The organism is Streptomyces sp. NPDC001970 (assembly GCF_053594115.1).
This window is the reverse complement of sequence record NZ_JBSFDW010000001.1, coordinates 105,119-117,501: the sequence shown is the minus strand read 5'-3', so window position 1 is coordinate 117,501 and position 12,383 is coordinate 105,119. Positions and strand designations below refer to the sequence as shown.

At 72.5% G+C, this 12,383-nt stretch carries 11 protein-coding genes; 3 read left to right on the top strand and 8 right to left on the bottom strand.

Annotated elements, in window-relative coordinates; translation table 11 throughout:
• Positions 1–6 precede the first annotated feature (6 nt).
• From ACWCP0_RS00555 to ACWCP0_RS00540, 4 genes are all read right to left on the bottom strand, one after another.
• Positions 7–1,203 carry a hypothetical protein gene (locus ACWCP0_RS00555; protein WP_451076684.1) on the bottom strand — a complete coding sequence of 399 codons (1,197 nt, stop codon included), beginning with the start codon at positions 1,201–1,203 and terminating at the stop codon, positions 7–9.
• A 225-nt stretch (positions 1,204–1,428) separates the two neighbouring features.
• Positions 1,429–3,078 carry a phospho-sugar mutase gene (locus tag ACWCP0_RS00550; RefSeq protein ID WP_451076683.1) on the bottom strand — a complete coding sequence of 550 codons (1,650 nt, stop codon included), beginning with the start codon at positions 3,076–3,078 and terminating at the stop codon, positions 1,429–1,431.
• 403 nt (positions 3,079–3,481) lie between these two features.
• Entirely contained in the window at positions 3,482–4,294 is an 813-nt protein-coding gene (locus ACWCP0_RS00545) for a purine-nucleoside phosphorylase (RefSeq protein ID WP_451076682.1), read from the bottom strand.
• A gap of 145 nt (positions 4,295–4,439) precedes the next feature.
• Positions 4,440–4,877 carry a gamma-glutamylcyclotransferase gene (locus ACWCP0_RS00540; protein WP_018889198.1) on the bottom strand — a complete coding sequence of 146 codons (438 nt, stop codon included), beginning with the start codon at positions 4,875–4,877 and terminating at the stop codon, positions 4,440–4,442.
• A 196-nt stretch (positions 4,878–5,073) separates the two neighbouring features.
• Between ACWCP0_RS00540 and ACWCP0_RS00535 the strand changes: the two genes are divergently transcribed.
• Together ACWCP0_RS00535 and ACWCP0_RS00530 are read left to right on the top strand one after the other, a co-directional pair.
• Positions 5,074–6,513, top strand: a complete 1,440-nt coding sequence (locus tag ACWCP0_RS00535; protein WP_451076681.1) for an NAD(P)H-quinone dehydrogenase — start codon at positions 5,074–5,076, stop codon at positions 6,511–6,513.
• A 153-nt stretch (positions 6,514–6,666) separates the two neighbouring features.
• Complete coding sequence (locus ACWCP0_RS00530; protein ID WP_451076680.1) at positions 6,667–7,590, top strand: DeoR/GlpR family DNA-binding transcription regulator; 924 nt, start codon at positions 6,667–6,669, stop codon at positions 7,588–7,590.
• Positions 7,591–8,037: 447 nt separating this feature from the next.
• Here the strand turns inward: ACWCP0_RS00530 and ACWCP0_RS00525 are convergent, their stop codons facing one another.
• Together ACWCP0_RS00525 and ACWCP0_RS00520 are read right to left on the bottom strand one after the other, a co-directional pair.
• On the bottom strand, positions 8,038–8,565 hold the full coding sequence (locus tag ACWCP0_RS00525; protein WP_451076992.1) for a TetR/AcrR family transcriptional regulator: 528 nt from the start codon (positions 8,563–8,565) through the stop codon (positions 8,038–8,040).
• Positions 8,566–8,713: 148 nt separating this feature from the next.
• Complete coding sequence (locus ACWCP0_RS00520) at positions 8,714–10,477, bottom strand: acetyl/propionyl/methylcrotonyl-CoA carboxylase subunit alpha (RefSeq protein WP_451076679.1); 1,764 nt, start codon at positions 10,475–10,477, stop codon at positions 8,714–8,716.
• A gap of 476 nt (positions 10,478–10,953) precedes the next feature.
• Between ACWCP0_RS00520 and ACWCP0_RS00515 the strand changes: the two genes are divergently transcribed.
• On the top strand, positions 10,954–11,448 hold the full coding sequence (locus ACWCP0_RS00515) for a hypothetical protein (RefSeq protein WP_451076678.1): 495 nt from the start codon (positions 10,954–10,956) through the stop codon (positions 11,446–11,448).
• A 60-nt stretch (positions 11,449–11,508) separates the two neighbouring features.
• Here the strand turns inward: ACWCP0_RS00515 and ACWCP0_RS00510 are convergent, their stop codons facing one another.
• Positions 11,509–12,123 carry a Maf family protein gene (locus tag ACWCP0_RS00510; RefSeq protein WP_451076677.1) on the bottom strand — a complete coding sequence of 205 codons (615 nt, stop codon included), beginning with the start codon at positions 12,121–12,123 and terminating at the stop codon, positions 11,509–11,511.
• A 75-nt stretch (positions 12,124–12,198) separates the two neighbouring features.
• Entirely contained in the window at positions 12,199–12,327 is a 129-nt protein-coding gene (mmpB, locus tag ACWCP0_RS00505; RefSeq protein WP_351229531.1) for a morphogenic membrane protein MmpB, read from the bottom strand.
• Between the last annotated feature and the right edge of the window lie 56 nt (positions 12,328–12,383).

The window sequence follows — 12,383 nt, the reverse complement described above, 5'->3', positions numbered from 1 at the left end:
GGCCCCTTACGGCGGCCCCGTCCACACCAGCAGCGCATACGCACCGAGCCACGCCGACGACAGCGCCGCCCCGCCCAGCACCACCAACGCGACCGGACGCCGGGCCCGCGCCACGGCCACCGCGATCGGCAGGAGCAGCGGGAAGGCGGGCAGGAGGAAGCGGGCGCGCGGGAAGTAGACGCCGCCGCTGCCGAGGACGATCACCAGCAGCACCCCCGTGAAGACGAGCAGCACCAGTGGCTGGCGGTCCGTCAGACAGAGCAGATACAGCCCCACCGACCCCACCAGGACGACCGACACCAGCACCAGGAAGAGCATCGGGCTCGCGTCGTAGGCGAGGTGCTGGCGCAGTTGGACCAGCGTCGACCGCCCGCCGTCCCACTGGTTGCGCCACAGTTCCTGCACGGCGAAGTAGCCGTCCCAGCGCCCGACGCGCTGCCCGACCCAGGCGACGTAGCCGCACCACCCCAGCGGTGCGAGCAGCGCGCCCGCGAGCGCCCGCCGGTCGCGCGTGCGTACGTACGCCAGGAGCCCCGCGACGGTCACGGCCGCGGCGAGGGCGATCCCCGTGGGCCGGGTCAGCCCTGCCAGTACGGCGAGCGAACCGGCCCACGTCCAGCGGTCGTTGAGCGTCGCGTACAGCGACCATGCGGTGAGCGCCGTGAAGAGCGACTCGGTGTAGCCCATCCACTGGACGACCGCGACGGGGTACGCGCCCCACAGCACCGCCAGCACGGTCCCGGCGCGCTGCCCGTGGAGCCGGTCGCCGACCGCGAAGATCCCCCACGCCGCGACCAGCGACGCCACGGCCGCGATCACGAGCGCGACGGAGGCCCTGCTGCCGGGCGTCACCGCCGCGGCGGCCTTCACCAGGGCCGGGTAGAGCGGGAAGAAGGCCAGGTTGTTCGAGTCCAGCGTGGTGCCGAGCTCCCGCTGGTACCCGTGGTCGGCGATGCCGAGATACCAGTTGGAGTCCCATGTCGTGGCGAGCGTCGGCCAAATGCCGCGCTCCTGGATGTGCGCCCACCGCGCGAGCACCAGCAGCCCGAACAGCCGCACCACGAGATACCCGACCAGCGCGGGCGCCGCCCGCTCCAGCGCCCGGACCAACCGGCCCTCCCCACCTGGTACGCCACCGCCCCCCGGGGCCGGTGGCCGACGGGAGGCGGGGACGGTCGGGCGGTGTGTCGCGATCGGGGGCACTGCGGCAGCTCCGGTGACTCGGCGGGCGGTACCGGGGTCACCTTCGCCGCTGGGCCGCGCGAGGGCACGGGGCGCTGCGTCGACTGCCGTACGGGATTCACCCGTTCGGGGTTCGGCGCCCGACCCGCCCGGGCGGCGCACCTGTGGCGGGCGGCCCGGCACCGACCGGCGGGCCGGGGCGTCCGTTCTCGGAGAACGCCGAGCGGGCTGCCGGGGAGCCGGGCGTCAGATGCCGGCCGCGGCCGCCAGGTCGCGCTTGATCGCGTCCAGCACCTCCGCCGCCCGCGCCCGGGCGCTCGCCAGCCCGCTCGCGTCGGCGACCGGGACCACGACCTCCAGGTAGCACTTCAGCTTGGGCTCGGTGCCGCTCGGGCGGACGATGACGCGGGCCTTGAACTCGCCCTCCAGGTAGTACCGCAGGCCGTCCGTCGGCGGCAGCTTCTCGCTGCCCTTCGTCAGGTCCTCCGCCTCGACGACCTGCAGCCCGGCCAGCAGCACGGGCGGCTGCTCGCGCAGCGCCCGCATCGCGTTCGCGATGACGCTCAGGTCCTCCACGCGCACCGACAGCTGGTCGGTGGCGTGCAGTCCGTGCTCGACGGCGAGGTCGTCGAGCAGGTCGGAGAGCGTACGGTCCTGCTCCTTGAGCTCCGACACCAGCTCGGCGACGAGCAGCGCGGCGGTGATGCCGTCCTTGTCGCGTACGCCGTCGGGGTCGACGCAGTAGCCGAGCGCTTCCTCGTAGCCGTACCGCAGGCCCTCGACGCGCGAGATCCACTTGAAGCCGGTCAGGGTCTCCTCGTGACGGAGCCCGGCCGCCTCGGCGATCCGCCCCAGCAGCGACGACGACACGATCGACTCGGCGAACGTTCCGCGCGCACCCTTGTGGACGAGGTGCGCGGCGAGCAGTGCGCCGACCTCGTCGCCGCGGAGCATCCGCCAGCCTCGGTCCGCACTGTCGTCGGGGACGGCCACGGCGCAGCGGTCGGCATCCGGGTCGTTGGCGATGACGACGTCCGGCCGGGTCTCGCGCGCCTTCGCGAAGGCGAGGTCCATCGCGCCCGGCTCCTCCGGGTTGGGGAAGGCGACGGTCGGGAACGCGGGGTCCGGCTCGGCCTGCTCCTCGACGAGCACCGGCGCGGGGAACCCCGCCCGCTCCCAGGCCGCAAGCACCACGTCCTTGCCGACGCCGTGCAGGGCCGTGTGGACGACGCGGGCGGTACGGGGGGAGTGGGGGTTCAGCACGGCGTCCGTACGGGCCAGATACGCCTCCAGGACCTCGTCCCCGAGGGTCTCCCAGCCGGCCTCCGGCAGCGGCACGTCGTGCAGGCTGCCCACCGCGTCGATCCGGGCCGCGATCTCGCCGTCCGCGGGGGGCACGATCTGGGAACCGTCGCCGAGGTAGACCTTGTAACCGTTGTCCCGGGGCGGGTTGTGGCTGGCGGTCACCTCGACGCCCGCGACGGCGCCCAGGTGCCTGATGGCGTAAGCGAGCACGGGCGTCGGCAGCGGGCGCGGCAGCAGGGCGGCGCGCAGGCCGGCGCCGACCATGACGGCGGCGGTGTCGCGGGCGAAGTCGGCGGACTTGTAGCGGGCGTCGTATCCGATGACGACGAGCCCGTCGGTGTGGCCCTGGGCCTTGAGGTGTGCGGCGAGCCCCGCGGCGGCGCGGATGACCACGACGCGGTTCATCCGCATCGGGCCCGCCCCCAGCTCACCGCGGAGCCCGGCGGTCCCGAACTGCAGCGTCCCGGCGAACCGGGCGGCGAGCTCGTCGGTGTCCTGGGCCTCGATGAGCTTGCCCAGCTCGTCCCGGGTCTCCGCGTCGGGGTCCTCGGCCAGCCAAGCCTGGGCCTGCGCGATCAGGTCCTGCGCCACGGTGTGCCTCTCTGATGTCGTTGTGTGCGTATGCGTGTGTCTGCGGGTACGCCTACCCGCTCCGGGCACGTGTCGCCCGGTCACCCGAGTCGGGCTGCGTGTCCGTCTGCCGCCAGGTGGGTGGTTCGTGCCCGCCCGTCCCCCTGCGGAACGACTGCCCACGAATCACGGGGCGGAACGACTGCCCACAAACCATGGGGCACCCGCTCACCGGGCTCAGCCACCGGGGCCGGACCCCGACGGCAACCGCACGGCACGGGCCGACCCCACACACCCAGCCCGTCCCGCGCCGGAGGACGGACACCCCGGACGCCGACCCGGCACCGTGTCACCCCGCACCCCGCACGGCCCAGCCGCGGGCGCCGGGCAGCCGCGGGGGTCCGGGGGCGTCAGGCCCCGGGGATCAGATACGCGCCAGGACCTTGGTGAGCAGGTCGCCCATGCGCGCAGCCGAGTCGCGGCCCGCCTGGAGGACCTCCTCGTGGTTGAGGGGCTCGCCCGAGAGGCCTGCCGCGAGGTTGGTGACCAGGGAGATGCCCAGCACCTCCGCGCCCGCCTCGCGCGCCGCGATCGCCTCCAGGACCGTGGACATGCCAACGAGGTCGCCGCCCATCACACGGACCATGTTGATCTCGGCCGGGGTCTCGTAGTGCGGGCCGGGGAACTGGACGTACACGCCCTCCTCCAGCGACGCGTCGACCTCCTTGCACAGCGCGCGCAGCCGCGGCGAGTACAGGTCGGTCAGGTCCACGAAGTTCGCGCCGACGATCGGCGACGTGGCCGTGAGGTTGATGTGGTCGCTGATCAGCACGGGCTGCCCGGGACGCATGCCCTCGCGCAGACCGCCGCAGCCGTTCGTGAGGACGACGGTCTTGCAGCCGGCGGCGACGGCGGTGCGCACACCGTGGGCGACGGCGGCGACGCCACGGCCCTCGTAGTAGTGCGTGCGGCCGAGGAAGACCAGTGCGCGCTTGTCGCCGATCTTGTACGAGCGGATCTTGCCGCCGTGGCCCTCGACGGCGGGCGGCGGGAAGCCGGGCAGGTCGGTGGCCGGGAACTCGGCCTCGGGCGCGCCGAGGGCGTCGACGGCCGGCGCCCAGCCGGAGCCCATCACCAGGGCGACGTCGTGGGTCTCGGCGCCCGTGAGCTCGCGCAGGCGTGCGGCGGCGTCGGTGGCGGCGGCGTGGGGGTCCGGGTGGGTAACAGAAACGTTCACGGGAAAAGGGTAGCCCGTGAAACCCTACGCGCGTAGATGACGATGCTCACGACTCTGCAGCGCTTTCCTCGTCGTTATGCACAAGAGCCCGGACAGGCAGCCGAACAAGAAGCCGCGGACACCGCCACGGCCGGGAGCCGCGGCATCAGCACGGACGCTTGCGCAGCTCCATCACGTAGTCGTGCGGCGCGCCGGCCGACTCGGCCGCGTCGGCGATCTCGCCCAGATAGCGCGCGGACGGCAGCCCGCCCTCGTATCCGTTCAGGACGTACACCCAGGCGGGCTCCTCGCCGTCCAACGTGTGCACGCGCACCCGCATCCGCCGGTAGATGTCGAGGCCGACACCCTCCCAGCGGTCCATGGAGTCCTCGTCCAGCGGTGCGATGTCGTACAGCGCGACGAAGACCTGGGAGCGCGGCGCCTCCACGATCGTGGCCAGCGCACCTTCCCAGCCCATCTGCTCCCCGCCGAACGTCAGCCGCCAGCCGTTGAGCCAGCCCGTGCCGCGCAGCGGGGAGTGCGGGGCGCGGCGGGTCATCAGCCGCGCGTCGAGGTTGCCGGCGTACGCGGCGTAGAGCGACATGGGATCGAGGGTACGGGAGGGGGAGCGGTGACCGCCTGTCCCGCCGACCTGTCCCGCTCACCCTGCATGGCGCCCCGCCGCGCCACCTCGCCCGGCGCGGGCCGGCCCCGGGCCCCGGCGCGAAGCACCTTGAGGCGTGCGGGACAATGGGTTCGACCGACCACCCGGCAGAGCGAGAGCGCGAGGCGTAACCCCAGTGACCCGGATCGTGATCATCGGTGGCGGACCCGGCGGATACGAGGCGGCCCTGGTGGGCGCCCAGCTCGGCGCGGAGGTGACCGTCGTCGACTGCGACGGCCTCGGCGGCGCGTCCGTCCTCACCGACTGCGTACCCTCGAAGACCCTGATCGCCACCGCCGAGGTGATGACGAACTTCGACTCCTCGCACGAGGAGCTCGGCATCATCGTCGCCGACGACACCCCGCACGTCGAGCAGGCAGCCCGGATCGTCGGCGTGGACCTCGGCAAGGTCAACCGACGGGTGAAGCGGCTCGCGCTCGCCCAGTCCCACGACATCACCGCATCCGTCACGCGTGCGGGCGCCCGCGTCATGCGCGGCCGCGGCCGGCTCGACGGACAGCAGGCCATGGACGGCTCCCGCCAGGTGGTCGTCACCGCGGCGGACGGCAGCGAGGAGCGCCTCACCGCCGACGCCGTGCTGCTCGCGACCGGCGGTCACCCGCGCGAGATCCCGGACGCGCAGCCCGACGGGGAGCGCATCCTCAACTGGACCCAGGTGTACGACCTGACCGAGCTCCCCGAAGAGCTCATCGTGGTCGGCTCCGGTGTCACGGGTGCCGAGTTCGCCGGTGCGTACCAGGCACTGGGCTCGCGGGTCACTCTGGTCTCCTCGCGCGACCGCGTGCTCCCGGGCGAGGACCCGGACGCCGCGGCCGTCCTGGAGGACGTGTTCCGGCGGCGCGGCATGAACGTCATGGCCCGCTCCCGCGCCCAGTCCGCCAAGCGTGTCGGCGACCGCGTCGAGGTGACCCTGGCCGACGGCCGTGTCATCTCCGGAACGCACTGCCTCATGGCCGTCGGCGCGATCCCCAACTCCGCGGGGATGGGCCTGGAGGAGGCCGGGGTCCGCCTCACCGAGTCCGGCCACATCTGGACCGACAAGGTCTCCCGCACCTCCGCGCCGGGCGTGTACGCCGCGGGTGACGTCACCGGCGTCTTCGCCCTGGCCTCGGTCGCCGCGATGCAGGGCCGGATCGCGATGTACCACTTCCTGGGCGACGCGGTGGCCCCGCTGAACCTCAAGACGGTCTCCTCGAACGTCTTCACCGACCCCGAGATCGCGACGGTCGGCTACACGCAGGCGGACGTCGACGGCGGCGTCATCGACGCCCGTGTCGTCAAGCTGCCGCTGCTGCGCAACCCGCGGGCGAAGATGCAGGGTATCCGGGACGGCTTCGTCAAGATCTTCTGCCGCCCGGGCACCGGAATCGTCGTCGGCGGAGTGGTCGTGTCCCCGCGTGCATCGGAACTGATCCACCCCATCTCGATCGCGGTCGACAACAATCTGACGGTCGAACAGATCGCAAACGCTTTCACCGTGTACCCCTCGCTGTCGGGCTCGATCGCAGAGGTGGCACGCCAGTTGCACACGCGGAAGACGACGAGCGTGGTGTAAGCCGGGCCAATCGCGGCCAAGCGGGGCCAAGCGAGGCGATCCCGTGAGGCAGTCGGCGTCGCCTTATCACATTTCGTTCCGCGGTGTGCGCAACTTCGCCAATTCGGCGCATAGTGCTGAAAACTATCGGCCGCTGGGGTTACTGTCAGTTTCGTGTTCGCTGCAGAACGTCGTCAATTGATCCTCGAAATGGTGCGGGCCAACGGGGCGGTCTCGCTCCGTGAGCTCGCCCGCGTCGTCCAGACCTCCGAAGTGACCGTACGGCGCGACGTGCGGGCACTGGAGGCAGAAGGACTCCTCGACCGCCGGCATGGCGGTGCGGTACTGCCGGGCGGATTCACGCGAGAGTCCGGCTTCCCGCAGAAATCCCATCTCGCGACCGCGGAGAAGACGGCCATCGCCGACGCAGCCGCGGCCCTGGTCGAAGAAGGCGAGGCCATCGTGGTCGGCGCGGGGACGACCACGCAGGAGCTGGCGCGCCGGCTCGCGCGGGTCCCGGGGCTGACCGTGGTCACCAACTCCCTGCTGGTGGCGCAGGCGCTGGCACATGCAAACCGTGTCGAGGTCGTCATGACCGGGGGCACGCTGCGTGGCTCGAACTATGCGCTGGTCGGCAGCGGGGCGGAGCAGTCGCTGCAGGGGCTGCGGGTCTCCCGGGCCTTTCTGTCGGGCAGCGGGCTGACCGCGGAGCGCGGGCTGTCCACGTCCAACATGCTGTCGGCGAGTGTGGACCGGGCGCTGGTCCAGGCCGCGGCGGAGGTGGTGGTCCTCGCGGACCACACCAAGCTGGGCACGGACACGATGTTCCAGACGGTGCCGACGGATGTGATCACGCGGCTGGTGACGGACGAGCCGCCGCCGCACGACGACCGGGCGGCGACGGAGCTCCAGGCTCTTGCGGACCAGGGGGTCCAGGTCGCGGTGGCGGGCGGCGGTGAGAGTGCGCGCCCTCGCCGTGAGGTCCCGCTCCCGGGCCAGCGCCGTACCCACCCCGGCCTGCGCCAGGCCCCCACGGCGGCGGCCCTCACGGCGGACCAGCCGGACCGCGTGCGGGTGGCGGACCTCCGACGCCGCTGATCACTCACGGGGCCTGACGCCCCCGTGCCCCCGCAGCCGCCCCCGGACCCCGCGGCTGCCCGGCGCCCGCGGCTGGGCCGTGCGGGGTGCGGGGTGACCCGGTGCCGGGTCGGCGTCCGGGGTGTCCGTCCTCCGGCGCGGGACGGGCTGGGTGTGTGGGGTCGGCCCGTGCCGTGCGGTTGCCGTCGGGGTCCGCTCCGGGGCTCGTGTCCCGGACTGTCGGTCCTCGCCGCGCTCCGCGCGAGCTGCGGGCGCCTTCACGTCCAGAACGCGACCCCTGCGCGTCCCCCTCGGGGGCCGGCCCCGGTGGCTGAGCCCGGTGAGCGGGTGCCCCATGGTTTGTGGGCAGTCGTTCCGCCCCGTGATTCGTGGGCAGTCGTTCCGCAGGGGGACGGGCGGGCACGAACCACCCACCTGGCGGCAACGGGTCCGCGTAGCCCCGCCTCGTCAGGGCCTCAAACCCCGCAGCGTCAGCGTCAGCAGACGGTCCGGGAGGCCCGGGTCGTCCGGGGCCTGCTCCGCGGCCAGGGCGATCGCGTTGGTGAGCTGCATGAGGTCGCCGATCGACACATCGGCGCGGACCGTGCCCGTCTCCTGGGCGCGCGCAAGGAGTTGGGCGCCCGCTTCGCGGAGGGGGACACTGCACTGGGACAGGGACGCGGACATGAGCGCCCGTGCCACGCCCCGGTACTCACCCGCATGGGTGATGATGGCGCGCAGCCACTCCACGAGCGCCGCGCACGGCTGCTCCGCCGAGGCCAGCTCCCGCGACCGCTCCAGCAGCGACGCCAGCGCCTCCTGGAAGACCGCGTTCATGAGCGCATGACGGTTCGGGAAGTGCCGGTACAGCGTCCCGATGCCGACACCCGCCCGCCGCGCGATGTCCTCGAGCGAGGCGTCCGTCCCGTGCTCCGCGAAGGCGGCACGCGCCTCGACGAGCAGCCGCTCGTAGTTGCGGCGCGCGTCGGCCCGCATCGGCCGGGCCGTCCCCGTCTCCGTACCGGCCTCCGTACTCGTGCCCGTGCTCGTGGTCATGGCATCCAGAATGCCGTACGCCCTTGCGCACGTGTGGGCCCGCCGGATGTACCCGGAAGGCCCACACAGAGACGCACAGAGGCGAGGCTCAGTCCTTGATCTCGCAGATCACCGCGCCGGACGTGAGCGACGCGCCCACTTCCGCCGCCAGTCCCTTGATCGTCCCGGAGCGGTGCGCGTTCAGCGGCTGCTCCATCTTCATCGCCTCGAGCACGACGACGAGGTCGCCCTCCTTGACCTCCTGGCCCTCCTCGACCGCGACCTTGACGATCGTGCCCTGCATCGGGGAGGCGAGGGTGTCGCCCGAGGCGGCGGGGCCGGACTTCTTCGCGACGCGGCGCTTCGGCTTCGCGCCACCCGCCGCGGCCGTACGCGCGAGCGTCATGCCCAGCGACGACGGCAGCGAGACCTCGAGCCGCTTGCCGCCGACCTCGACGACGACCGTCTCGCGGCCCGGCTCATCCTCCGCCTCGATGTCGACCGGAGCGGCGAAGGGCTTGATGTCGTTGACGAACTCGGTCTCGATCCACCGGGTGTGGACCGTGAACGGGTTGCCGTCGGCCGGTGCGAACGCGGGGTCGACGACGACCGCACGGTGGAACGGGATGGCCGTGGCCATGCCCTCCACCTGGAACTCCGCCAGCGCCCGCGCCGCACGCTGCAGCGCCTGCTCGCGCGTCGCGCCGGTGATGATGAGCTTGGCCAGCAGCGAGTCCCACGCGGGGCCGATGACCGAGCCGGTCTCCACGCCCGCGTCGAGCCGGACACCCGGGCCGGACGGCGGGACGAAGGACGTCACCGTGCCGGGCGCGGGAAGGAAGTTGCGGCCCGGGTCCTCGCCGTTGATGCGGAACTCGAACGAGTGGCCGCGCAGCGCCGGGTCGTCGTAGCCGAGCTTCTCGCCGTCGGCGATCCGGAACATCTCGCGGACCAGGTCGATGCCGGTGACCTCTTCGGTGACCGGGTGCTCCACCTGAAGCCGGGTGTTGACCTCGAGGAAGGAGATCGTGCCGTCCGTGCCGACGAGGAACTCGACGGTGCCGGCGCCGACGTAACCGGCCTCCTTGAGGATGGCCTTGGACGCGCGGTACAGCTCCGCGTTCTGCTCGGCGTTCAGGAACGGCGCGGGCGCCTCCTCCACCAGCTTCTGGTGGCGGCGCTGGAGAGAGCAGTCACGCGTCGACACGACGACGACGTTGCCGTGCTGGTCGGCGAGGCACTGGGTCTCCACGTGCCGCGGCTTGTCCAGGTACCGCTCGACGAAGCACTCGCCGCGGCCGAAGGCGGCGACGGCCTCGCGCACCGCGGACTCGTACAGCTCGGGCACTTCCTCCAGCGTGCGGGCGACCTTCAGGCCGCGTCCGCCGCCGCCGAAGGCGGCTTTGATGGCGATCGGGAGTCCGTGCTCCTCGGCGAACGCGACGACCTCATCGGCCCCCGAGACCGGGTCGGGCGTTCCGGCGACGAGCGGAGCCCCGGCGCGCTGGGCGATGTGACGGGCCGCCACCTTGTCGCCCAGATCGCGGATCGCGGCCGGCGGCGGGCCGATCCAGGTCAGGCCCGCGTCGATGACGGCCTGTGCGAAATCGGCGTTCTCGGAGAGGAAGCCGTAGCCGGGGTGGATCGCGTCGGCACCCGAATCGGCGGCGGCCTGCAGGACCTTGCCCATGTCCAGATAGCTGGTCGCCGGGGTGTCACCGCCCAGGGCGAACGCCTCGTCGGCCGCGCGGACGTGCAGTGCGTCACGGTCCGGATCGGCGTAGACGGCTACGCTCGCGATCCCGGCGTCCCGGCATGCACGGGCAACGCGGACAGCGATCTCGCCTCGGTTGGCGATGAGCACCTTGCGCACGATGGCTCCCTCCTTGCTGTGTTATCCCGGGGGATGCCACCCCCGGTGTGCGGCTACGCCGCGGGCCGGCCTCCGGCCGGACTCGTTCTCCCGGCCGAAGCACTCGGCGGGTCACCGCGCCGAAGACTTCGCTGAAACACGCTGAGTTTAGGGACTACCGACACGACGTTTCGACCCGTTCCCAGTCGTGAGCTTGCCCACACGGAGGGTGAAACGGGCCGCACCCGCGCCGCGAAACCCCTTGTCGCACCACGGTACGCCGGGTTCCTGCTGAGCAGCGTAGCCCCCGGATGTGGTCAAGGTCTCTGCGCAGGCGGTCAGCGGCGCGACACGTTTCTTTGTGGAGTCCCTACGAATGGCCGAATGATTCTTTGCCTGTGTCCGGGCCCTTGTCCGGAGGTTTACCCGTTAGTAGCGTTCGCGATGTCGTTCGTACTGCAGGTAACAGATGCTCGGAAACGAACCGGAACTGAGGGGTGGGCGCCGTGGCGCGCAGACCGGTGGCCGTGGTGGCCGCGCTCGTGCTCTTCGTGGAAGCCGTGGGGATCGTGGCGATCAACGGCATCCTCGCCACCGTCGTGGACAACCAGAGCATGTCCCTGGACGGCCTGGACCCCGATGTCATGTCGACCGGCACGTGGGTGATGGGCGGCGTCTTCGGCGCCTACCTCGCCTCCTGCGGGCTGGTCCTGCTGCTCGCCGGCCTGCGCGACCGCGCGCCGGGCCGCTTCGGACGGATCCTGCTCATCGTCTGTGCGGCCGTGCACGGCGTGCTGGGCGCGCTGTGCGTCGGACTGGTCGGCTGGTCCGCCTTCGCGTTCATGATGGTGGTGCTGGGCCTGATCGTGCTGACGCTGCTGGCGTACGAGAAGGGCGGGCCGGCCGGCCCGCCAACAGCGGACCCGGCGGACGGCTCCGCCCCGGCGACCACGAACGGGACGGCGACCACGAACGGGACGGCGCCCGCGTAGCCGTCGCGCGCGACGCGGACCTGCGGCGCCCCCGGGCCTGCTTGCCCGGGCTCGGCTCGCTCAGGTCCAGAGGTCGGTGATCCGGATCCCCAGTTCGCCGAGCAGCCGCCGCAGCAGTGGCAGCGACAGCCCGATGACATTGCCGTGGTCGCCCTCGATCGAGTCGACGAACGGTGCCGAGCGGCCGTCCAGCGTGAACGCGCCCGCCACGTGCAGCGGTTCGCCGCTCCCGACGTACGCGGCGATCTCGTCGTCCGTCGGGTCGCCGAAGTTCACCGTGGTCGAGGCGGTCGCGGAGGCGCGGCGGCCGGTGGCGGTGTCGATGACGCAGTGACCGGTGCGCAGGGCGCCCGTGCGGCCGCGCATGGCCTTCCAGCGGGCCGTGGCCTCCTCCGCGTCGGCCGGCTTGCCCAGGGCCTCGTCGTCGAGCTCCAGCACGGAGTCGCAGCCTATGACCAGCGCCCCGGCGGCCTCGGCGCGGCCCGCGACCGCGTCGGCCTTCGCCTCGGCGAGCACCAGGGCCAGCTCTCCCGGGCTCGGGGCGGTCAGGGCGTCCTCGTCGACACCGCTGACCATGACCTCGGGGGCCAGCCCGGCGTTCCGGAGCAGTGCGAGGCGGGCGGGCGATGCGGAGGCGAGGACGAGGCGGCGCGGCTGTTCGGTCATGCGGGCCATCGTAGGGGGCGGGGCGCACGGCGGTCCGGGGATCCTGGGTCGTGGGGTCCGTGGTCCCTGCCGGCGCGGGCTCGGTCAGCGCAGACCCACGACGCACATCGCGACGATCATCGCGAGCGCCAGCAGAATCCCCGCTCGGCGCATCTTCACCTGCATGTCGCGCATGTCCTCGGGGGGTTCGTTCTCGGGGTCGGACCACAGCATCCTTCGATCGTGCTGCTGTGACGTCCGGGGCGCCTGAGTATCCGTACTCAGGAGCC